Below are 23,139 nucleotides of genomic sequence, written 5' to 3'. Positions count from 1 at the left end.
GCAGGCATTGACATTGAACTGTCACAAAATCTCGGGCACGGCGTAGCCGCGCGCTTTATGCGACAGAGCCTTTCATCTGTCATCTGCAATCATCAGTGCAGCGCAGAAAATTTGGAGTTTGGCATCTGCCGTCGCAGCGAAGGAGTGTGGTCAGCACAAAACCTTCACGAAGCTGTATTCGAACTCTGGTCTTTAATTCGGTGTTGGAGGGTGTCGTCAGATGCAGCCGCAAGCAGCAGCTCCGTCACCCTCGTCGAATTTTGCCGACCAAGTCCAAGTGAACTCCAAGACCCAAGTGAAGTCCAAGAGAGGGGCGATAGATGTTTCCGACTAGCAAAACCATCCTGTTGACCGCAGCATCAGCGTCCCTGGCTCTAACTCAGGCTGCCGTCGCCGACGATTTGGACAAGGGGCGGAACAACAAGGGCAATCCGTATGTTGCCGGCGATATGCACAATCATAACACCTGCACCGATGGTTCGGTTGCCGCTGGCTATTCGATCGATCGCTCCGTCGGGAAGGGCGCCGCGGCCGCCGGTGGCAACAACTTCAATCTCGACTGGTTCACCCTCGGCAATCACGGCGGTTCCGGCAATCGGGATTGCCGCTTCAGCGACAGCAGCGCCAATATTCCCGGCCAAACGACCACGACCTGGGATCAGACGCTCGGCAAGACCATCGACGGCATCACGATCAGCAGCCTCAAGGGCACACCGAACGGCACCGGCAGCAACGCCAAAATGTGGCGTTGGCAATCGATTCAGGAGATCGAGTATCCGATCATCGTCAACCGCACGCCGATGTATGACAAGGTGCTGATTGAAGGTCTGGAGTGGATCGCTCCCGGCCACGAGCACGTCGACGTCGCGGTGATCACCGGACAGAACCCGCGTCGGGGCGGCAATGCGGACAAGATGGCGGAGTTCGAGTACCGCTTCGACCGAGCCGATACCGATGCGATCGGCCCGATCGCCGAGGGCAGCGAAAACCAGCTCTGGCCCGGCAAGGACAACGTCAATAATTCGGGCACGGCAGGTCACCTGAAGGCGCTGGAGGGCATCAAGTGGTTGCAGTCGAAGCATCCGCTGCAATCCTACGTCATTCCGACCCACACCGAGCGGCAGGGGCCGTTCGATCCCGCGGGGTCGAAGGGCTACAACATCGAGCACTTCCGCGACTTCAACAATGCCGGGCCGACTGTCGCGTTCGGCATCGAATCGCCCGGTCATTTTGCAGAGGGCGGGTTGACCGGCGGCTCCGGTTCCTACGGCACCGGCGCGGTTGGCGGCGGCACCTATGGCATGAGCGGTATCTACACCGCGAAGGTCGGCGGGCTGTGGGACGGCATGCTGGGTGAGGGCCGCAACTTCTTCATCTTCGTGAGCTCGGACTGGCACAGCCGTGGTGCTGGCGGTGCCCGCGATTCGTTCACGACCGCGGACTTCATTCCCGGCGAGTACACCAGGCTGTATGTTCCGAATGGCGGACGGTTCTCGGCGCAATCGGTCGTCGACGGAATGCGGTCGGGCAACTCCTACTCGGTCAACGCCGACCTGATCGGCCCGGACATGGTGTTCCGCGCCAGGGCGCGGGGCGACGACTGGAAGAACATGGGCGAAACGCTGGTCGTGAAGCCCGGCGACCAGGTTATCGTCGAGATGGAGATGACCGTTCCGGAGAAGAACAACAGCCCCTACAGCTTCAACAATCCGCTGCTGGAGCAAGTCGGGATCAAGCAGCCGCTGAACAAGCCGTTGCTCGACCACGTTGATCTGATCACCGGCAAGATCACGGGCGTGATCGCGCCGGGCGCGAACGGCTATGCCGTGCCCAATGCAGGCGGCACTGCAGGTGCGGCGATCGTGTACAATCCCACGGCGACCATCGCGCGGCAGATTCCGGCGACGAAAATGCACCGCGAACACCGAGATGGCCGTTCTGTCCGGCTGCGGTTCACGACCACGTTCACGGCCGGCAATACCCCGTTCTACATTCGCGCACGCGGAACGAACATTCCGGTCGGCACGCCTAACGTCACGGACAGCGCCGGCAATCCTGTGCTCGACGCCAGCAATGCCCAGGTGAGCTGCGCGGATCCGGCCTGCCCTGCGCATCTGGAGACGGTGAGCGGCGTCAAGAAGGTCACCCACGACGTGCAGGCTTGGTCCAACGTCTGGTTCTACGCCAATCCGATCTTCATCAGGCCGGAAGGCTCGCCGAAGCTGCTGGTCGAGACGAACGCTGATCTGGCGCGGCGGCTTGGTCATCGGGCAGACAACGACCACGATCACGACCACAACCACTAGCCCACGGGATGAGAAGTTATCCGGCGGGACGCAACGATTGTTGCGTTCCGCCGGATGCATTTTGGTCACGAGATCGGTCAAGGTTCTTTCGACGGATGAATGTGTCTCGCGCCAAGCTCTACGCACTGTGCCTCGTTGTCGGCTGGGCCGCTGCGGCCTCGGGCGAGGCGGCGGCAGCTTCGGACGAGCCGACTTGGGAGGACTGCAAGGTTGCGGTCGCGGAAGCGCGTGCATTGTCCGCAGAATTGCCGCCGGACAATCTCTCCCGCTACTTTGCCGAGCGACACTTGCACCAGGCCTTGGCAGAAGCCGGCAACGGCGAATTCGACGAATGCCTGGACATGGCGGCACGCGCAACGCAACAGGTGCGTGAACGGCGCCACGACCTGCCGCCGGGGGAGCGGCTGAGAGTACTGAAGGCCGACGAGTAGATCACGCCGAAGAATTTCACGGCCCGTGATCTGTCATCGCAGTGTCATCCTTGCCCGCGCATTGTGGCGACTGCACCGGAAACAGATAGATTTTGCGATATGGACCAGATCGAGCCGCTTTTCCCCATTCCCCTCCTGCGCTCGCCTCAATTGCTCCCTCCGTCGCTGAATGAAGCCGCGGTAGCAGCGATCCGCAACACGCGGATCGAGGAGAATCTCCGCTCCGGCCAGCTTTTCCATACCGAGGTTGCCGATCCGCGCGACAACGAGCTGTTTCGGCAGATCGCTGAGCTGGCCGTGCCGAAGCTCGTCGATTTCGGCGTCCTGCTGTTCGGCGAGAAGCTCGGCTGGACCGTCAAGGAGATGTGGACCAACATGCTCGAGACCGGCGGGAATCAGACGCTGCATTCCCATGCCAACAGTTTCGTCTCGGGCATTTTCTATCTGACGCCCTCGCACCCGGCCTGCAAGACGGTTTTCGTGCGTCCGCCCGGCGGCTTCGACTTTTCGTTTCGCCACCACACGCGAACTGCCGCGATCGGGCCTTTCAATGCGGGCAAGTACGTCCTGCCCGAGGCAGAACCCGGAGATCTCGTTCTTTTTCCGAGCTACCTCTACCATGAGGTGCCGCGGAATCCGGGCGGGCAGAGGATCACGATCGCATTCAATGCCATTCCCGATCATCTCGACTGCTGGGGCTATCGCATCAACTTTACGCCGTGAGCGACAAAGCCTGGTCACTCTTTTCGGACACCGAATTCGCGCGCCAGCAGCTCCCTTGCCTCGCTGCGCGACGGTGCTGCGGCGTCGATCTGTTGCAACAGGCGCCGCGCCGCTGCCCGGTCTGAACTGATCAGGGATCTTGCCATGCCCATCAGCGGTCCATAGGCCGGATCGAATTCGGCGCTCGAACGGAGCGCCTCGATGAGGCCGGGCGAGGCCGCTTCAATCAGGGCTGTTCCACGCGGATCGCCCGGCAACGACGCGCCGGCTTCGAGAAATCGGTTGCGCGCGCGCCAATAGGCGCTCAATCGCGAACTCCACGCGTCGCGCTGCGCGCCAGCCAGGAGCTCTGCCGGATCGGGTTGCATGTTTCGCGTGACGGCGAGCAGAAGCGACCATGGCGCAGCGGTGAGTGCACCGACGTTCCGACGCGCATCGAAGGTCACGAAAGGATAGTCATCCGTGTTGCGCGGTCCTTGGCCGGCGAATGCGGAGAGCGCGCGTGGGCCTCCGAGATATTGGCCGAGCAGATCGATCGGGGTTTCAAATCCCAGCGGACGTACGACCTGTCCGATCGCGGGATCGCGCAGTCGGGCAGCGAGCGCGTCGGGGTCGAGGTAGCCACCATCCTTCGCGCCAATAAGCGCAAGCATCGGCGTGCGCACGCTGTAGTGGTTGAGCCAGGCCGAACCGTCGGGATAGACGTCGAGAAAGCTGCGGATAATGGCGCGCAAGGACGGCAGATCGAGCTGATAAAGGGGGAGCCATTGGCAAAACACGCCTCGTGGTGCGAGCCTGCGTTTCACGGCTTGGAAATGCTCCACCGTGTAGAGCGCGCCGCTTCCGTCCAGCGCCGGATGAAACAGGTCGGCGACGACCACGTCGTACTGCTTCGTATCGGCAGCGATGTAGCGGCGGGCATCTGCAACGGTGACCCGAAGTGCTGGCGCCGCCGCCGTATTGACGAACCACGGAAGCAATTCCACCACTTCCCGGGAGAGCTCGACGCCGAGCACGCTCACGCCCGGCATCTGCGATCCACCGACCACGGTAGCGCCGGTGCCTATGCCGAGGAACACGGCCTGCCGGGGAGCCTGATGGAGCAGCAGCGGCAAGATTGCCTGACGGTAATCTGATCGAGCAGAGCTGGTGCCGCCCATGCGGAAATGGCCGTTGACCTCGAGGTAGCGCGTACCCGATGCGTCATCGACGACGCTGGCGGTTGCCATCGGCCCTTCGCGGACGGCAAGCAATGCGCCACCGGGCGGCACCTTCATCAAAGAGGGAGCTGGGCTAATCCAGAGGACGAGTGCGAAGATCGCCGGTGCGGCGGACCACATCAGCGCCGTTCGGCCGGACGGGAGCAGGAGCAGGTAGGCCACCGCAACCGCAAGGAGTGCCTGCCATATGCCGAGAGTTGGGATCAACAACTGCGCTGCGATCAACGGCGCGATGGAGGCGCCGAGACTGTTGACGCCGACCGCCCATCCAACGGACCCGCGTTGGTCGCGCACGCGCTGCGCCAGCAGGCCGAACAATGCGCCCATCGCAGTCGCGGGCGCCAGGAACAGCGCGATTGCCACGGCCAGTTCACCAAGTGCACCCGCAGAGGAAGTGGCCTCGATGAGGCGGCTGACGTAAGGCGCAAGCGATGCGGTGATAAGACAGGCGAACGCCGTGCCGGCGAGCAGGCAACGGAGACCGCCGTCTTGCGCATCTCGCCCTGCGCGCTGCCAGAGCAAGCCCCCTGCCGCGGTGCCGAGCAAATAGGCAGCCAGCAGCCCCGCGAACGTGTAGACCGTGTCCTGCATCGCCTGCGCGGCAAGACGGACCACGAGGACCTCGAACGCGATTCCGAGCAGACCGGTGGCAAACAAGGTGATCGTGAGCCGTAGCTCTCGAACCGGTTGTGGTCGAGCCACGTCCGCGTCGGCCCGTGCATCGCCTCGCGCCGATCCGAGCGCGAGCGCGCTCACGGCGCAGAACGCGTTGACGCCGGCGAGGCTGACCAGCGTTCCGGAGAATCCAAGCAGGGGGATCAGCAGGAACGTGGACGCCAGCGCTCCAGCCAGGGCCCCGGCTGTATTCGCCCCATATACCCCGGCCGTGACGCGAGCCTCGCCGCGAGCTTCCCGCGTCATCCGCTCGAGGGCGGCCAGGGTTCCGCCCATCGCCATCGTTGCGGGAAGTAGCACGAGCGTCGGCAGCGCCAGGCTGCCGGCCCAGAGCAGGACGGGAGATGGTTCGGTGCCGAGCAGAGGCGACAGCGCCCGCCCGGCCGCGGGCAGAAGCCAGACGTTGATCAAGGCCCAAACCGCGATGACGGCCTCGAGGATCGCATAGACGCGCCACGGCGACCTCGCACGTCGGATCAACTCGTCGAACGCGAAGGCACCCAATGCCAGGCCGCCGAAAAATCCCGCGATGACGCCGAGCACCGCCATCATCTCGGTTCCGAGCGCAAGGCTCAACTGGCGCGTCCACACGATCTCGTAGCCGAGGCCTGCGAAGCCGGATGCCGCCACGACCGGGGTCAGCGCCCAACGAGAGGCGGCTAGAGCCGGGCGCTTCGATACGGTCTGAACCCGGACCGCGCGCGCGAGCCGTTCTGCCGAAGCGATTGCGGTGCTGTCCGGATCGGATTGCATTCTTCTCATTCTCAACTCGAATTTGCACGCCGCGCCGGACGCTCAGCCGATCAAAGCATTTGCTCTATGTCGGATTTCTGCAGGATTTGTGACTGTGGAAGCATGCACGGCCGAGCTGCGCCATGTGACGCCGCGCGTCGGCCGCAGCCGTTTCGTACAGATGTCACATTAGCGGTCGATAAGCCCAATCCATCGGGTAATCCACGCATGGCTTCGCGCGTATGGGACGCCAGCTTTCTTCTCGGGCGAGAAGCCGTGCGTCTTGCTCGCATCCCGGCCGGCGATGAGGACATGAGGGGTCAGGTGGCGAGACTGCGAATGCCGCTGTGGCTCGCGCTCATGCTGATGCCTTTGCTCGGAGTTTCCGCTTCGACCTCGGCGCTGCCGGCCGACGTCTTCGATATCGACGTGCCCGGGCCCGTCGGGCGCGTGCCAGACCTTCGGTTGGGGGATGCTTCCGCGACTCCAGTCCCGGCAGGCGAGGTTGGCATGCCGCCGCCTTCCATCAGGCGCGAAGCGGTGCGAGGAAATCCGCTGTGGGCCATTCCGCTCGCGGCATTGTCGACCACGCGCGAGCGACCGATCTTTGCGCCGTCGCGCCGTCCGCCACCTCCTGTCGTTGTTGCGGCGCCGGAGTCGCCGATGCCGCCGCCGCCGAGTCCACCGCCGAAGGTCGAGCTGCACCTTTCGTTGGTCGGGACCGTCAGCGGCGGCGATCAGAGTTTCGGGCTCTTCATCGACCAAGCGAGCAAGGCCGTGCTGCGCCTGAAGGTCGGCGAATATTATCAGGACTGGAGGCTTCGCTCAGTTCACGGCCGCGAGGCCATCTTGGTGCACGGCGAGCTGAGCGAGACCCTGAAATTCCCGCGGCCGGGCGAGGGCCCGCTGATAGCCGGGTACACGCTTGCGGAGAGCGCGGCGAGACGCCACAGCTCGCATACGCCGGACTACGACTGAGCGTTCTTGAATCAGCGCAACCGGATGTCGCGGGCATCGGCCGATAAGGCTGCGCCCGCGCATCCGCCGCGGCGACCTGCAACAACGCTCTAGCTGCAGCTCAGCGGCAACGGCACGCCGGGGTGCAGGTCGTACCAATCATAGCAATCCGGATAGGCTCCGTAGAATCCATATCCGTACCGATAGCGACCATAGTGATGAAACGCGTGCTGACGGAGGCCTACTCCGCCAGACGCAACATGACTGCCGAACCCAAGGTGTTCTCCGCCGAACCGCGGTCCGCCACCAAAGCCTCCGGCATGCCCCATGCCGCCGAAATGTGCGCCGCCGCCAAAGCCGCCCATATGACCGCCGCCGCCAAAACCACCGTGGCCGCCGCCGCCGCCACCGCCGTGTGCTTCGGCCGTTCCGATCGCCAGGGTCGAGGCAAGCGCTGCCGTCGCCAGAATCATGATCGCTCGTTTCATGGGGGAACTCCTTTCGCTTCGAACTGCCCAGCCATCCGCACGGTTCGCGTCCGCGTCGTGCGGTCGCCAATGCTCGTGATGACGAGGCTCGTGATGAAATGAAGGTAGGAGCGGCGCGCGATAATCCCACTAAATTCGGCTTCAGGAATGAGGGCGCCTGCCGGGAAGGTGATCTGACCGCGTGTAGCCGCGGCGAAAGGGGAGCGGGCTGGACCTGCCAGCGCGCTCCGAGTCGTTCGATGTGGAGCGACCGACCGGGGGCATCCGGCCGGCCGTAACGTTGCGGCGATCAGAAGCTGCCTGTGCCGGGCTCGCAAGGCACATTATTACCGGTCCACGGCGCCGTCGCGAAGGCGCCGACGCGCGGCGCCGGAACGCAGGCGTGGCCCCCCTGATAGACGGGTGCGCTCGATGCGACCGTATCGGCTTCCATTGCGGGCTGCCGCATGACGGCATGGTGTTCGCGCGCCATGACAGGTCCTCCGAGCACGGCGGCTGCGATCAGTCCCGTCGACAGGAATTTGAGAGTGGTCATTTCGGCTTCTCCTTATGATGACAGCAGGCCGATCAAGCCGGCTGCTCATCCAGGTGTGAGCGATCGGGCGTCATTCAAATGCACGAATTGCTCACCGGAGTTCAACGACATGTGAGCCAGGACAGCGTCACGACCACGATCGTGCGAATCTGCAACATGGGTTGCCTTCCAGAGTAACAGCGAACGCGTCGAGGGCATATCTTCGACGAAGCACAGTTCAGAAGGAGGCCTGAAATGGTCACGACCACGGCCAGACGCTTTGCAATTGCATTGGACCTGTTGGCGACGACTCTGTCCCGCTTCCTGAAAAGCTATTTAGTGGTGCCTCGTTCTCCGCAGCACTATCTCGTCATGCAGCGAGTGGTTGACGGCAAGCCGGCGCGCCGCCGCGTGTTCGGAGCGGGCGAGCATTGAACATGACAGTGCGGACCGCTGAAACCACGCTTCTCCGCCGCAGGCCGAAACGCCTCGCAGAACGTGGGACCAGGCATATGACGCGGATTCTCCTGATCGAGGATGACTCCGAAACCGCCGAGGCGATTGTTGCCGAACTCGCCGATCGCGGGTTCGAGGTTCAATGGTCACCTGACGGCGTCGATGGCCTCGACCGGGCGCGCTCGTCGGGCCCCGATGCCATGATCGTCGACCGCATGCTGCCGGGAATGGACGGGCTGACCGTGATCGAGGCGCTGCGCAAGGAGCAGCTCAGGACGCCCGTCCTGGTTCTGAGCGCGCTTGGCGCGGTCGACGACCGGGTGCGCGGATTGCGTATGGGGGGAGACGACTATCTCACAAAACCATTCGCGATCGTCGAGTTGGTCGCGCGGATAGAGGCGTTGCTGCGCCGTCCGATAGACAGCCGCGAAACCACATTGCATGTCGGGCCGCTGGAGCTCGATCTGATCGAGCGGACCGCGAGACGGAACGAGCGCGAGATCGACCTGCTGCCGCGTGAATTTCGCCTGCTCGAATACATGATGCGCCGGAGCGATCAGCTGCTGACGCGCGCGATGCTGCTCGAGGAGGTCTGGAACTACAAATTCGTTCCCGCGACCACGAACCTGATCGACGTGCACATGGGTCGGCTCCGTCACAAGGTCGATGGTCCCGGAGAGCCGCAGCTCATCCACAATGTTCGCGGCTCCGGATTCATTCTGCGCTCGCGCCAATAGAGAGCAGGAGCCAACTGATCGGGGCACGGGCTGCCCGAATATCGAGCGCCGGGCCGATGCGTCAAATCCAGTTCATCCGTTCGAACACGTTTCTCTGGGCCCTGGCGGTGGCGGCCGCCTTTGCACTGTTCGTCGTTGGGCTGTTCGCGTTCATCTACTGGAAGCTCGACGATTATCTGATAACGCGGTCCGATCGCATGATCACCACCCAGATCAACTTCATCGCCGATCTGCCGTCGGGCCGCCGCGTCAACGCGATCTCCGATCATCTCGCGCAGGATTCCAGAGGCGTCCAGTATGCCGGGCTTTTTGATGCCGACGGCACCCGGATCGCCGGCAACATCGATCGCGTGCCGCGCGGACTCCATCTCGACGGCGCGGTGCAGGGTGTGCGGCTCGACCTTATCGAGAAACTTGCCGCCCACGATCCGATCATCAGGTCGGTGGGCAGGCGTCTCGATGACGGCGATATCCTGGTGATGGGGAGGAACGTCGACGAGACGCGCGAGATATCGAGCGTGGTGGGGCAGGCGCTCGCGCTCGGCCTGTTGCCGGCCTTCTGTCTCTGCCTGCTGGCCGGCGCGTGGCTCAGTGTCCGTGCCCAGAGGCGGGTGGAGGAGGTGAACCAGCGGGTACAGCGGATCGTCGCCGGGGAGCTGCGCGAACGGCTTCCGGAAGACAGCGCAGACGATCCGTTCGCGCGGCTCGCCAGGATCGTCAATGGCATGCTCGACGAGATGGAGGCGATGATTAACGCACTTGCAGGCGTCGGCAACGATATCGCTCATGATCTCAGAACGCCCCTCACGCGCGCCCGCCTGGCGCTGGAGCGCGGGCGAACGCACGCGGCCACGCTGGAGCAGCTCCAGGAGGTGACCGACAGGGCGATCGCCGGGATCGACCAGTCGCTCGCAATCATCACCGCCTTGCTGCGCCTGACCGAGATCGAGGACAATCGACGTACGGCCGGTTTCGACGACGTCGCGCTGGATGAGATCCTGCGCGAGGTATGCGACGTCTACGAGCCCATCGCCGAAGACAAGGACATCGGGCTTGGCGTCGTCATCGATCGCAATGTGCAGGTATTGGGTGATCGGGACCTGCTGTTCGAGGCGATCGCCAATCTGGTGGACAATGCCGTCAAGTTCACGCCGCCGGGCGGACGGGTGAAGCTCGAGCTGACATCGGACGACGAGACGGCGCTCGTGCGGGTGATCGATAGCGGGCCCGGTATCAGCGAGCAGGAGCGCGAAGCGGTGCTGCGGCGGTTCTACCGCTCCGACAAGATGCGCAACACGCCGGGCGTCGGGCTTGGGCTGAGCCTGGTGGCTGCCATCGTCAAGCTGCACGGCTTTCGGCTGATCGTCGGTCCGGCTCCCGGAGGAAGGATCGAGATCCTGGCGTGGACCAGAGGGACGCCAAGAGCCGCCGCATGTGGGTCCAAGGTCCTGCTTCACGCAAACGCCAACGAGATGTGATGGTCAAAATGATGCGCGGTACGCTCGATGTCGGGACATATTGAATGTCTGAAAGTGAATTCAGGTTTGTTACGCCCAATTTAGTGGCCTCCGTGCGCGGAAGCTTCCTAAAACCTGCCAGACGGTTTTGAGTGTGGGAGCAGCAGATGCAGATTTGCCACGAGGTCGCGAGGAAGAATGCCGCAGCTGCGCCAGGCGCATCCGGGTCGGCCCCGTTCCTCAGCGCGTATTCCGCCGCCATCAAGCGCTACGAGTTTCTCGAGCCCGGCGAGGAGCAGCAGCTTGCACGCCGCTGGCAGGAGACGCGGGACGGGAACGCCGCCAATGCGCTCGTCACGAGTCATCTCCGCCTCGCAGCCAGGGTGGCGCGAGGCTACAAGGGATACGGTCTTCCGCTGGTCGATCTGATCGCCGAAGCAAATCTCGGTCTCGTGATTGCAGCATCGCGTTTCGAGCCCGATCGTGGCGCGCGGTTCTCCAGCTACGCGTTGTGGTGGATCAAGGCGTCCATTCACGAGTACATTTTGCGTTCCTGGTCCCTGGTCAGGATCGGGACGACCGCTGCGCAGAAGAAATTGTTTTTCAGGCTCCGCGGCGAGATGAGGAAAGCGACGGGCGGTGCGATGGCGACGCTCACCCCTGAGGTCGCCGAGGCGATCGCCGAGAAGCTCGAGGTTCCGGCGCGCGACGTGATCGAGATGGATTCGCGCCTGAACGGCGACATCTCGCTGAACGTCCGCGTCGGCGGCGAAGAACAAGGAACCGAGAGGGAGGCTTTGCTGGTCGATGACGCCGTCGATGCGGAGACTGTGCTCGCGGATCACGAGCAGACGGAGTGCCGCGCCAACGCCTTGCACGTTGCGCTGGGTGTGCTCAACGCGCGCGAGCGCCGCATTCTGGAAGCGAGGCGGCTTGCGGAATGCCCCGTTACACTGGATCAGCTTGGCCACGAACTTTCGATCTCCAGTGAACGGGTTCGGCAGATCGAGATCCGCGCGTTTGCCAAGGTCAGGCGAGCCGCCATTCTCGCCGCGCGGGATGCCGCGCCTTCCGGCGCACGGCGTGGCCGCGCAAGGGGTGTCTGGCCCGACGACATCCCGATCGCACCGCCGCGGGAGCTGACCGCTCCATGAGCGATCGAGAAGATGCCGCGAATCGAACCGGGTGTCCCCGCATGGAGCCCCTGAATTCGTTTTCATTTGCACGGATGTCCGCCCGTCCTCACCTGTCCATCGATCCCGCGCAACTTGCTTCAGGCAGACCATCATGGGAATTGTTCGTTTCGCGCTGCGGTTTCCGCACACGTTCTATGTGCTTGCGGCGCTGATCCTGTTTCTCGGCGGCATCGCGATCCGGTCGATGCCCACGGATATTTTCCCGGAGATCCGCATCCCCGTCGTCACGGTCATCTGGAGCTACACCGGCCTCTCGACGCCGGAGATGGAGCAGCGAGTCAGCACCTACAGCCAGTATTCGATCAGCGCCAACGTCAGCGGCATCAAGAACATCGAGGCGCAGACGCTCAACGGCCTGTCGGTTCAGAAGATCTACTTCCAGCCGGACGTCAATCTCGATCTTGCGATCTCGCAGATCGTCTCGGCAACCAACGCCATCCGGGCGCTGATGCCACCGGGCATTCAGCCGCCGATCATCGTGCAGTTCAATGCATCGAGCGTCCCGGTGCTCCAGCTCAGCCTTGAATCCAACAGCCTGAACGAGCAGCAATTATATGATTTCGGAATCTACCGGGTCCGCCAGCAATTGGCTCCCGTTCCAGGCGTGACGCTGCCCACGCCTGCCGGCGGCAAGTACCGTCAGATCATGGTGGACATCGATCCGAACAAGCTGGTGTCGCGCGGATTGACGCCGCTCGACATCGTCAATGCTGTGAACACCCAGAATCTGACGCTGCCGACCGGCACGGCGAAGATCGGCGATACCCAGTACACCGTCCGAACCAACGCGACGCCGGCCTCGATCAAGGATCTCAACATGATCCCGGTCAAGTTCGCGAACGGGGCCACGATCTTCCTGAAGGACGTGGCCCAGGTCCGTGACGGCTCCCAGGTCCAGCAGAACATCGTGCGTGAGGATGGCCACCGCGCCGTGCTGCTCAGCGTGATCAAGAACGGAAATGCCTCTACGCTTGCCGTCGTCAATGGCGTGAAGAAGGCCCTGAAATCGATTCGCGCGTCGGCGCCTGCGGGGCTCAAGATCAACGAGCTGTTCGACCAGTCGGTATTCGTCACTCACTCCGTCAATGGCGTGCTGCGCGAGGGGGCGATCGCGGCCGGCCTCACGGCGCTAATGATCCTGGTGTTTCTGGGGTCGTGGCGATCGACGCTCGTCGTCCTGATCTCGATCCCGCTCGCGATGCTCTCCTCGCTCGTCGTCCTGTATTTTCTCGGCGAGACCCTCAACACGATGACGCTCGGCGGGCTTGCGCTCGCGGTCGGTATCCTGGTCGACGATTCGACGGTGACGATCGAGAACACACATCGGCTCTGGACCGAGGAGGGCATGCCATTGCCGGAGGCGACGCTGCACGGAGCGGCCGAGATCGCGGTTCCCACGCTGGTCTCCACGCTGGCGATCAGTTGCGTGTTCACCTCGGTCGTATTTCTACAGGGGCCGGCCAAATATCTCTTCACGCCGCTCGGCCTGGCCGTGGTGTTTGCGATGCTGGCGTCATACGGGTTGTCGCGGACACTCACGCCGATCACCATCGGCCTGTTGCTGAAGGGCGAGCGGCGCCATGGCGAGGGCGAAACCCCCTCGGGCATCTTCGCGCGCGCCTCGGTCATGTTCGAGCGCGGGTTCGAGCGGCTGCGCAACGGCTATTCCGATCTCCTTCTGACGCTGCTTCGGCGTCGCACAGTCGTGCCCGTCGTCGGCGTGCTGGTGCTTGCGCTCGGGGCCACCATGTTCGTCTATGTCGGCCGGGACTTCTATCCCCTGATCGACGGCGGCCAGATCCAGCTTCACGTTCGCGCTCCCGCAGGCACCCGCATCGAGAAGACGGAAGCGATCTTCCAGGCAGTCGAGGACAAGATTCGCGAGGTCATTCCGGAGCGGGATCGGGCGCTGATCGTCGACAATATCGGGCTTCCGGCACGCGCCTACAATCTCGCATTCACGGACGGCTCGACGATAGGGGGCAATGACGGCACCATTCTTGTGTCGCTGAAGGAAGGACACAAGCCGACCGCGGACTACATCAGGAAGCTGCGCGAGGTGCTGCCGTCGGCATTCCCCGAGGACGTCTTCTATTTCCAGGCGGCCGATATCGTCACGCAGATCCTGAACTTCGGCCTGCCCGCGCAGATCGATGTCCGCACGGTCGGCTACGGTACCAACGATCTGGCTGTGGCAAAGGAGCTTCAGAAGAGCCTGGCGGCGATTCCGGGCGTTGTCGATGCGCATCTACAGCAGGAAGTCGATGCTCCCGCGTTTTATGCCGACATCGACCGTACCCGGGCCGCCCAACTGGGTCTCAATGCCAGCACGGTCGCGACCAATATCAATGTGAGCCTGAGCTCGTCCGCGCAGGTCTCGCCGAACTTCTGGACCGACCCGACGTCGGGGATCCCTTATTATCTCGCCGTGCAAACACCGGAGTACAGGGCGAATTCGCTGAATGCACTGGGGAACACGCCGGTGTCGGCCTCGCTTGCAGCCAGCGGGCAGACGGTGCCGGGCCTTCTCAGCAACGTCGCGACCTTCAAGCGCGGGACCGTTCCCACCAATTCGAACCAGGCCAATGTCCAGCCGGTGTTCGACGTCTATGCGAGTGTGCAGGGGCGCGATCTCGGTAGCGTCGCGGCCGATATCAGCAAGGTGACGTCCACGCTGCAGAAGCAGCTCCAGCCTGGTAATTCGATTCAGGTTCTGGGACAGATCCAGAGCATGCATCAGTCGTTCCGCGATCTGGGAATCGGACTGCTGTTCGCGGCCATCCTGGTGTACCTGCTGATGGTCGTGAACTACCAGAACTTCGGCGATCCCTTCGTCGTCATCATGGCCCTGCCCGCAACGTTCTGCGGCATCGTGACGATGTTGTTCATCACCGGAACGACGCTGAACGTGCCTTCGCTGATGGGCGCGATCATGGCGGTCGGCGTTGCCTCCGCAAATTCCATCCTGCTTGTGACGTTCGCGCGCGATGAGCAGTTGAAGGGACACTCCGCATTCCAGGCTGCTCTCAGCGCCGGCCGCACCAGGATTCGTCCCGTCCTGATGACCGCCGCCGCGATGATCGTGGGCATGATCCCGATGGCGATCGGAGGCCCGGGGGAGGAGCAGAACGCAGCCCTGGCGCGTGCCGTCATCGGCGGGCTGCTGTTCGCAACCCCGACGACATTGCTGATCGTGCCTTATCTCTTTGCCATGCTGCGCAAGGGCAATGATGGCAAGCCTCGGCACGGCGTATTCGAGGAGCAACCAGAATGAGCGATGTTCGCGTACGGACCAATGACGAGGCGGGGGACGGGCCCGATGCGGAGAGCTGCCGGATCGTGGAGCTGCCCAGCAAGGGCGCGCGATCCGGACGGCGTTACGGCGGTGTGTTGCTCGGGGGCGGCATGCTGCTGCTGCTTGCGGGCGGCCTTGGCTTTGGCGGCTGGCGGCATTATCAGGCCGCGCGCGACGTCGCCGCGCTGGCAGAACAGACCAGGACCGCGGTTCCGGAGGTCCGGGTGGCTGCGGTCCGGCCCAGCGGCGACATCATGAAGGTCACCTTGCCGGCGACGACGACCGCGTTCGAGGCGGCCAACATCTTCGCGCGGACCAGCGGCTATATCGAGAAGCGCTACGTGGATATCGGAGATCACGTCAAGAAGGGCGATCTCCTCGCCGAGATCACCGCTCCGGAGCTCGACCAGCAGATCGCGCAGGCGCAAGCGACGCTCGCACAGAACCAGGCCGCGCTTCAGCAGGCGCAGGCGAGCCGGGAGCTCGCCGACGTCACCAATGCGCGCGACAGCAACCTCGTCAAGCAAGGGTGGTTGACGGCGCAGCAGGGCGACAACGACCGTCTCACCCTGCGCGCTCAGCAGGCGGCCGTGAATGTCGCCCAGTCGAACATCACAGCGCAGGAGGCCCAGATTCGAGTGCTCCAGCAGGAGAAGGACTACCAGCGCGTGGTCGCGCCGTTTGACGGCGTGATTACTCAACGCAACGTGGACAATGGCAGCCTGGTGCAGGCCGGGTCGACCTTCATGTTCACGCTGATGCATTCCAACGTGATCCGAACGCAGGTTTTCGTGCCGCAGGATGAGGCCTTCGGAGTTGCACCGGACGTCGATGCGGTCATCCGCGTCCCCGAGATCCCGGGCCGGACGTTTCCAGGAAAGGTCACGCGGATCGCGACCGCGTTGCAGCCGGGCAGCCGAACATTGCTGACCGAGATCGACGTGCCAAATCCGGACGGCGTGCTCAATCCCGGCATCTACTGCACGGTCGAACTGTCGATCCCGCGCAGGACGCCGTCGATGATCATCCCGTCGGATGCGCTCGTCTTCGATCAGAACGGTCTTCATGTCGTGGTCGTGCGCAATGGCGTCGTCCATTTTCAGCAGGTCTCGATCGCGCGGGATTTCGGCACCACGGTTGAAGTGCGTGAGGGTGTGCGGCCCGGCGAGCAGGTCGTGCTCAATCCGGCGGTGAACCTGGCGGAAGGCAGCAAGGTCGCCATTCGCAAGACCGAAGTGAGCTAGGGGCATGGAGATGATGCGGATTGTTTTCGCGACGATTTTGACTCTGCTGCTCGGCAGCTCGCCGAGTCAGGCGCAGGTGGCTACGACCGGCAGCACGGCCATGGACCTTCCGACGGTGCCGGGCGCGATCGTGATCTCGCCGCTCAATAGTCCAGGTCCGTTTTCTGCAGCGACCGAGCCGAACGCCCCCGACACGACGCTCGCTCCCGTTCCGCTCGCCTCGGATCCGACGACACCGGGTACGGTGGTCGTCTGCGCTCCGCCATCGACGTCCCCGACGCCAGTGCCGGCGCTTCCGATCGTATCGAGCACGGGCGTGCCGACGTCAGGCAGCGGCGCTCCGATACTGCCGATCACGGGACAGGCCGGCAGCTCCACCGGAACAATCCCCGCAGCGGCGCCGGCGGGGACAGGTAGCACGGTCGCGTGCAGCTCAACGCCGGGGGGGCTGGTGACGAGTGCTGCGTCACTGCCACTGTCGATCCCGCAGGTGCCGGCCAGTCCGGCACCTGGCACAATCATGCCGGACACCGCCGGCGCCGGCGTCACAGGTATTGATCCGGGCGCCGTCGTGCCCAGCCCGAACAGCTCTGCCTGCACGGAAGGGGTCTCGATGAACCTGGCGTCGCCCGCGACGGTGTTGCCGGCCAACGCGACAGGCGCAGCGCCAACGCCGGGAGTATCGCCGGTGTTGCCGACGGGATGCTGAGGCGAACCGACGTTCGCCTCATCCAATCGCTGGGTCCGCCTATCGGGCGTGAGCCGTGCACCGGCGCCGGTATTTGCTCGGTGTCGTGCCGGTGGCGCGTCTGAAGCTGGTCGAGAAATGCGCGGAGCTCGCATAGCCGCAAGCATAGGCGATGTCGGTCAGGGTGAGACTCGGATCGCGCAGGAGCTGCTTGGCCCGCTCGAGCCGTTGCAGCATTTGCCAGCGATGAGGCGGAACGCCGGTGGTGGTGCGAAAGCGCTTGCAGAAGCGGCCTGGACTGAGGCCGATCAGCGTTGCCATGGCCTCGATCGACCACGGCGTGGCGCTGGATTCGATCGCCTCACTAAGTCGTCGCAGCTGCCATTCGGCGAGGTGGCCTCGTCCGGAGGCATGACGGAGCGCCTGCACCGTGTCCGGCGAGGAGGATGTTTTGCCCGCCGCTTGATCAGTCGGACTTGGCTCGAGGGTCATCTGCGGCTCCCACCATCATGGTCAGGATCGCATTATGCGCCGAGCGACTCCGTATTTCCTTGTCGCTGTCGTGAAGTTTTCTGAAGCGTGCGCATGCCAGGCAGAATCGACATCCGCGCCTTATGTTGCCGGGCGCAGCCTGCGTACTTCAGTGTCCGGCGGAAGCATCGCTCCGCCGTCCACATATTTCCAGTCCACCATGACGGCCTTGTTGTCTCTGACGGTCGTACGGCCGACGAATGTTCCGAGGGTGCTCTGATGGTCGATCGAACGCCAGGTTGCTCGTCCAAACGGTGTATCGAAGCCGACATTGCCAAACCCGTCGGCCATCACCTCGGTATCGAGGCTCCCGAGGTTCTCGATCGGAGCCACGATGGAGCTGATCAGGGCGTGGCCGACTACGGAACCCATGGTGGGAGCCTCGCCGTATCGCGAGGAATAGTCCGACACGAAGGCGTTGTTGGCGTCGCCCAGAACTTCGGTCACGGGATAGCCGGTCACGATCCAGCCTTCCGGTCCGTCCGGTCCGAGAGGATGAAGATATTCAGGTTCGCCGGTCGTGAACGACACGACGTTTCGCTCCCTGAACAGGCCGCGATCATTGCCTTGCCGGACAAATCTGGCGAGGTCGGGTCCGAAGGTGACGTTGAGGATCGCCTGCGGGTTCTGCTGAGCGAGGGCATTCACGACCGCGCCCGCATCAATGGTTCCAAGCGGCGGCCACTGACTGCCAACGAACTCGACGTCGGGACGACGGCGGCTGAGAAGCTGCATGAACCACCTTACGGCCGACTGTCCGTATTCGTAGTTGGGGGCGATCGTCGCCCATCGCGTCGCCTTCAGCTGCGCCGCCTCCTCCACCAGCATGGCGGCCAGCATGTATGTCGATGGACGCAGCCTGTAGCAATATCGATGCCCTTGGTCCCAGACGAGGGCGTCCGTGAGCGGTTCGCTTGCCACGAACAGGATCCGGTTTTGCCGGGCGAAGTCGCTGATCGCCAGCCCGACGTTCGACAGATACGCGCCTGCCAGAAGATCGACGCCTTGCCTGCGCACGAGTTCTTCCGCTGCGCGAAGCGCAACGCTCGGCTTGCCTTCGTCATCGCGGCTGATGACCTGCAGCTCTCGCCCGAGAAGGCCGCCTTTGGCATTCAGCTGTTCGACCGCCAGCTGCCAGCCGCGACGATAGGGCAAGGTAAACGCAGGCGCGCTGCTATAGGAGTTGATCTCGCCGATCCTGATCGGTCGCGTGCCCTGCGCACGGATGATGGCGGGCGAAAGCATAGAGGCGCCAACGCCGCCCAGTATCTGTCGTCGAGAGAGGCTCATCAAACGGGTCCGGAGGATTGAGTGGGGAATCGTTTCGGCTAGTGGCAGGTGCAGGAGGCGGGCTGGTCGCCGGCACATGTGGTCACCGAGATGCCCGGGCTTGCAATGAGCCCGCGGGCGAAGGCGAGTGCGGGAAGATCGATCTCCCGATCGAACAGTGCGCTGACCGGACCGACGAGATCAAGCGCGGTCTGCTGACGGTCCGATCCTGCCATGATCCTTGCCCAGGCTGCGGCGACTTTCAGTTCGTAGAAGCGGCACTGCTGCTCTCTGGCAACGGACAGACCCTCGGCGAACAGCAACTCCGACCGAGAGAGATCGAGTGGGGTGTCGGCCAGCAGAATCTCGCCCTTGATGCGCAGCAGATCCGCAAGGCACCACAATTGCTTGCCCTGCCGGGAAATGTTCAATGCATTTTCCACGGCGGCCAGGGCCTGCGCAGTCTCGCCCGTCGCGAGCAGACCCTCCGCGAGCGTTCCGAGAAATTCGGGATTGCGCATCAGCCATCCATTCTCGGCCCGCGCTTTCAGCCCGCTGCGCAGCAGCGCCACTCCTTCGTGATGCCTGCTTTGCAGGACGAGCAACTGACCCTTCAGGCAGGACGTCCAGCTCGTCCAGAAAGCTATGCCCTCACGCGTGACCAGCTCGAGGAGAGACGATATCGCCTGATCGGCACCGGCGAGATCATGCGTCATCAGCGCGATCGGACAGACGGCATTCCGCAGCGCATAGGCAATTGCAAGCTTGTCCTTCTCGCGCTGCGCGTCCTGGAGGCATTCGGCGGCCAGCGATCTGCTCGGGGCGACCTTTCCCTGCAGCAGCAGGACGCGGGCCAGCATGGCCTTGGCCAGAACGCTCTGGTTGAGCAGGAACCACATCTGGTTCGGGCCGTCCGTCAATCCGTGAGCCGAATGGTCCAGGGACAGGGTCAGCTCGCGTCGCGCATCCTCCTGTGCTCCGTAAAAATGGGTTGCGGCGCCGATCAGGCGGCGGCCTACCGTCTCGTTCGCGGGATTTTCCGTGCGCAGGGCGATTGCGAGGTACCGCTCTCCGACGTCCTTGGCCGCGTCATATTGGCCCGAGTTGAGATTGTAGCTCCACAGTGTCCAGACGGCCTTGAGCTGAAGCTCGAGATCGGAAAGCTCTTCGGCGAGCACAAGACCGATGTTGAGGGCTGCCTTCATGCGATCCGCGGTGCCAGTCGTATTGAGGAGCGCGAAGCCCAAAGCGACATGGAGCTGTGCCTTGAGTCGCGGACCGCAAGGTAGCTCGGGGCTGAGGTGCGCGAGGGCGTGCTCGATCCTGGTCGAGCACTCCACGAAGGACAGCAACTGCATCCATACCGGAACGAAGCCCGACGTGAGCTCGATGCCGAGCGCGGCATCGCCACCGGGTGCGAAGGCCCAGTCGAGTGCCGCATGCACGTTTCCGATCTCTTGGGCGAGACGGGAGATCTCGTCGGAGGCGGGAGATGTCCCGCCGAGCGGCGCGACGAGCTGTCTCAGAAAGCCCGCATGCCGCCTGGCAGCCTGCTCCACGAATCCTGCTTCTGCCAGCTTCTCCAGCGCATAAGCGCGGGTGGTCTCGAGCAGGCGCCATCGCCCCTCAAAAGAGGGATCCAGCGAAACGAGCGATTTTCCGACCAGATTGAACAATATCTCGATGACATCCGCCCGTGACAGGACATCGTCCATCATTGCAATGGCGGCGTCGAGCGTGAAGCCGGCCGGAGCCACCGCGAGCCAGCAGAGCAGTCTCTGCTCTTCCGGCGACAATAGGTCGTAGCTCCAGTCGAGCGTTGCTCGCAGGGTCTGGTGCCGTGGCAGCTGGTCGCGGCGGCCGCTGCTCAGGAGCTCGAAGCGGCGGTCCAGCCGAAGCAATACGGTGTCTACTCCGAGGTTCGCGGCCCGGGCTGCGGCAAACTCCAGCGCGAGTGGAATTCCGTCGAGCCGCCGGCAGACGGCGGCTATCTTCGACAGGTCTTCTGCGCCGGGAACGAAGCCCGCACGCGATGCGCGCGTGCGTGCGACAAAGAGCTGTACTGCGCTTTCCCGCAGAAGCAGGTCGGGATCCCGGACGTCAGTTCTGGGAACCGACAGCGGCGGGATGGTCGCCACATATTCACCGTCGATGCGCAGTCCTTCCCGGCTGGTTGCAAGAACGGTCACGTTCGGACAATAGCGGAGCACGGCACTCGCGATCTGTGCAGCGGCATCGATGACATGCTCGCAATTATCCAGAATGAGAAGCAGGCGGCGCGTACCGATGGCCTGGGCGATGCCCGCAGCCGAGACGTCCTTGTCATTCAAGGCCAGCCTAAGGGTGCGGGCCGTGGCGGACGTTGCGAGTGCCGGATCCTGCAAGGTCGCGAGCTCGATCAGCGCGACGGAATCGTCGAACGTCGATGCGACACACCGCGCAAGCTCGATTGCCAGCTTCGTCTTTCCGATGCCGCCGGGACCGACGAGAGTCACGGCCCGGTATGCGGACAGCAATCCGGCCAGCTCGCTCAGGCAATCCTCGCGTCCGATCAGAGGCGCACGCGTATTCGGAAGGTTGCTCGAAAAGGAAGAGTCGGCCGGAGTGGATACCATTGCGGCTGCCGACTGATCCGGATGCCCACTTCGCCAGCTTCCAGCGAGGGTATATCCACGGCCTGAGACCGTCTTGAGGAGATCGCGATCTTTGCCGAGCGCCTTGCGGACGGCGGAAATATGGACCTGGAGTGTGTTGTCCTCGATGGCCAGGCCTGACCAGACGCTCCCGATCAACTCGTCCTTGGTCACCAGGAGACCGGCCGAGCCGGCCAGCTTCTTGAGAATCTCGAAGGCGCGGCTTCCGATCGGCACCGTGACGTTGTCGTGCCTCAGCTCCCTGCGCTGGCAGTCAATGAGCCAGTTTCCGAAAGCGTAGGTTCGATCGGCCGGCGAAGAAGACATAGGGGTCCGTTGATCAGATTCCCTGCCGTGACGCCGGGAAGGTCAAAGCCTCCCGAACATCACTGCCCCCTGGCAAGATTATGAAAGCGTGAATATGCCTTGGTGTCCTACAGGGGAGGCGGTTGGCGTGTCAAGAAGACCTTCTCAGTAGTCGCCTGTCCGCCATGGCTCGACGGAAGCGTCCGAAATGCTCGTGTTCGATACACGAATTCGTGACGTTGATTGGGAGTGCCAAAATGGGAGAGCGGACCGGAAGGAATGTGCGGCACGACCGGGAAGGGACGCAGAGCAGGGGATTTCGCGTCTCGACCGTCCAGAAGCTCGGCAGCCTGCTCGAGCTTTTCATTCCTGACGCCGTCGATCGGAACAACACTTGCTCACATCGCAGATTGCAGGAAATCGCGCGGCATCTCGGTTGGGATGATGGTACGACGCATCGCTTCCTCGTTTCCCTGACCGAGATCGGCCTGCTCGAACGGAGCATCGACGATCGGTTTTCCCTCGGCATCTTCGCCGTGCAACTTGCCTCCGTCTATCTGGCAACCGATCGGCGCCGCGGCACCATCATCGAAACGATGGAGGAACTTGGTGTCAGGACGCGGTTGACGGTGGAAATCGGCGCGCTGCACGGCGGTGCGATGGTCGTCATTGCAAGCAAGCACGGATCGACGCCGTTGATGTCGCGATCCATGCTGGGGGAAAGAGTGCCGCTTCACGCGACGGCGGGCGGAAAGGCCATCCTGTCGCAGCTCGCCGATGTCGAGGTGGAGGCGCTATGCCGGGGCAAGCTCGCAAGTCTGGCGTCCAACACCCGCACGACGATGCCGTCCTTGATGCAGGACATTCATGGCATTCGTGCGGATGGCTTTGCCCGAACCCTCTCGGAATATGCAGAGGGCCTTTGCAGCGTCGCAATTCCGCTTCCGCGGGGCTGCTTTGGCAATTGTCCTGCCGCCCTCGCTTGCTCGGGCCCGGCGGCTTTGCCGGAGTCTGGATGGGAAATCGCGGAGGAAGGCTTGCGGGAAATTGCTGCTTGTCTCCACGCCGGCACATCCGACGGTGCGGCTGCCGCAGACGGTGTCGAAGCGCACGAAGGAACTATCCGTGACATGTATGGTCCCGCGCTTCGCGAGGCGAGCAACGGAGTCCGCCGGGCCCGGCATTCGCGAACAGGATCGCGAGGCGGCGGCGGCGAATCTGAAGTTTCCTGATTTTGCGTCTCTTAACTCGCGATCCGACCGTGCCTTGTTACCCTTCTCT

At 63.4% G+C, this 23,139-nt stretch carries 18 protein-coding genes; 11 read left to right on the top strand and 7 right to left on the bottom strand.

Annotation, left to right across the window (positions count from 1 at the left end):
• The first annotated feature begins 320 nt into the window (after nt 1-320).
• The 3 genes from GPL20_RS01960 to GPL20_RS01950 all read left to right on the top strand — a co-directional run bounded on the left by GPL20_RS01960 (nt 321) and on the right by GPL20_RS01950 (nt 3,460).
• Complete coding sequence (locus GPL20_RS01960) at nt 321-2,306, top strand: hypothetical protein (protein WP_157327163.1); 1,986 nt, start codon at nt 321-323, stop codon at nt 2,304-2,306.
• A gap of 95 nt (nt 2,307-2,401) precedes the next feature.
• Nucleotides 2,402-2,737 (top strand): hypothetical protein, encoded by a 336-nt coding sequence (locus GPL20_RS01955; RefSeq protein ID WP_157327161.1) that lies wholly within the window; start codon nt 2,402-2,404, stop codon nt 2,735-2,737.
• A 99-nt stretch (nt 2,738-2,836) separates the two neighbouring features.
• Nucleotides 2,837-3,460: a 2OG-Fe(II) oxygenase family protein gene (locus GPL20_RS01950; protein WP_157327159.1), complete on the top strand. Its 624-nt coding sequence runs from the start codon at nt 2,837-2,839 to the stop codon at nt 3,458-3,460.
• A 14-nt stretch (nt 3,461-3,474) separates the two neighbouring features.
• On the opposite strand, the gene GPL20_RS01945 is transcribed toward GPL20_RS01950, so the two are convergent.
• Nucleotides 3,475-6,117: a spermine/spermidine synthase domain-containing protein gene (locus GPL20_RS01945; protein ID WP_246249993.1), complete on the bottom strand. Its 2,643-nt coding sequence runs from the start codon at nt 6,115-6,117 to the stop codon at nt 3,475-3,477.
• Between the two features lie 480 nt (nt 6,118-6,597).
• On the opposite strand from GPL20_RS01945, the gene GPL20_RS01940 reads away from it, so the two are divergent.
• Nucleotides 6,598-7,065, top strand: coding sequence for a general secretion pathway protein GspN (locus GPL20_RS01940; protein ID WP_157327157.1), 468 nt, complete (start codon nt 6,598-6,600; stop codon nt 7,063-7,065).
• A gap of 89 nt (nt 7,066-7,154) precedes the next feature.
• On the opposite strand, the gene GPL20_RS01935 is transcribed toward GPL20_RS01940, so the two are convergent.
• Together GPL20_RS01935 and GPL20_RS01930 are read right to left on the bottom strand one after the other, a co-directional pair.
• On the bottom strand, nt 7,155-7,532 hold the full coding sequence (locus tag GPL20_RS01935; RefSeq protein WP_157327155.1) for a hypothetical protein: 378 nt from the start codon (nt 7,530-7,532) through the stop codon (nt 7,155-7,157).
• Nucleotides 7,533-7,821: 289 nt separating this feature from the next.
• Complete coding sequence (locus GPL20_RS01930) at nt 7,822-8,067, bottom strand: hypothetical protein (protein WP_157327153.1); 246 nt, start codon at nt 8,065-8,067, stop codon at nt 7,822-7,824.
• A gap of 234 nt (nt 8,068-8,301) precedes the next feature.
• Here GPL20_RS01930 and GPL20_RS01925 point away from each other — a divergent pair, with 234 nt between their 5' ends.
• From GPL20_RS01925 to GPL20_RS01900, 6 genes are all read left to right on the top strand, one after another.
• A complete protein-coding gene (locus GPL20_RS01925; RefSeq protein ID WP_157327151.1) occupies nt 8,302-8,481 on the top strand; it encodes a hypothetical protein in 180 nt (59 codons plus the stop codon).
• Nucleotides 8,482-8,558: 77 nt separating this feature from the next.
• Entirely contained in the window at nt 8,559-9,239 is a 681-nt protein-coding gene (locus GPL20_RS01920) for a response regulator transcription factor (protein ID WP_157327149.1), read from the top strand.
• 56 nt (nt 9,240-9,295) lie between these two features.
• On the top strand, nt 9,296-10,717 hold the full coding sequence (locus GPL20_RS01915; protein WP_157327146.1) for a sensor histidine kinase: 1,422 nt from the start codon (nt 9,296-9,298) through the stop codon (nt 10,715-10,717).
• A gap of 146 nt (nt 10,718-10,863) precedes the next feature.
• On the top strand, nt 10,864-11,850 hold the full coding sequence (rpoH, locus tag GPL20_RS01910; RefSeq protein WP_157327144.1) for an RNA polymerase sigma factor RpoH: 987 nt from the start codon (nt 10,864-10,866) through the stop codon (nt 11,848-11,850).
• 133 nt (nt 11,851-11,983) lie between these two features.
• Nucleotides 11,984-15,166, top strand: coding sequence for an efflux RND transporter permease subunit (locus GPL20_RS01905; protein ID WP_157327142.1), 3,183 nt, complete (start codon nt 11,984-11,986; stop codon nt 15,164-15,166).
• Nucleotides 15,163-16,431 (top strand): efflux RND transporter periplasmic adaptor subunit, encoded by a 1,269-nt coding sequence (locus GPL20_RS01900; protein WP_157327141.1) that lies wholly within the window; start codon nt 15,163-15,165, stop codon nt 16,429-16,431. Before GPL20_RS01905 ends, GPL20_RS01900 begins: the two co-directional genes overlap by 4 nt.
• 66 nt (nt 16,432-16,497) lie before the next feature.
• Here the strand turns inward: GPL20_RS01900 and GPL20_RS01895 are convergent, their stop codons facing one another.
• From GPL20_RS01895 to GPL20_RS01880, 4 genes are all read right to left on the bottom strand, one after another.
• Nucleotides 16,498-17,166, bottom strand: coding sequence for a hypothetical protein (locus GPL20_RS01895; protein ID WP_157327139.1), 669 nt, complete (start codon nt 17,164-17,166; stop codon nt 16,498-16,500).
• 13 nt (nt 17,167-17,179) lie between these two features.
• The gene (locus GPL20_RS01890; protein ID WP_157327137.1) at nt 17,180-17,611 is read right to left on the bottom strand and encodes a helix-turn-helix domain-containing protein; all 432 of its coding nucleotides are present in this window, start codon (nt 17,609-17,611) and stop codon (nt 17,180-17,182) included.
• A 120-nt stretch (nt 17,612-17,731) separates the two neighbouring features.
• The gene (locus GPL20_RS01885) at nt 17,732-18,895 is read right to left on the bottom strand and encodes an ABC transporter substrate-binding protein (protein ID WP_157327135.1); all 1,164 of its coding nucleotides are present in this window, start codon (nt 18,893-18,895) and stop codon (nt 17,732-17,734) included.
• Nucleotides 18,896-18,978: 83 nt separating this feature from the next.
• On the bottom strand, nt 18,979-21,789 hold the full coding sequence (locus GPL20_RS01880; RefSeq protein ID WP_254125032.1) for an ATP-binding protein: 2,811 nt from the start codon (nt 21,787-21,789) through the stop codon (nt 18,979-18,981).
• A 326-nt stretch (nt 21,790-22,115) separates the two neighbouring features.
• Between GPL20_RS01880 and GPL20_RS01875 the strand changes: the two genes are divergently transcribed.
• Nucleotides 22,116-23,090, top strand: a complete 975-nt coding sequence (locus GPL20_RS01875; protein WP_167532848.1) for an IclR family transcriptional regulator — start codon at nt 22,116-22,118, stop codon at nt 23,088-23,090.
• Nucleotides 23,091-23,139 lie beyond the last annotated feature (49 nt).

Source organism: Bradyrhizobium cajani (assembly GCF_009759665.1).
Taxonomy (GTDB): Bacteria; Pseudomonadota; Alphaproteobacteria; order Rhizobiales; family Xanthobacteraceae; genus Bradyrhizobium; species Bradyrhizobium cajani.
This window is presented reverse-complemented; position numbering and strand designations above follow the sequence as displayed.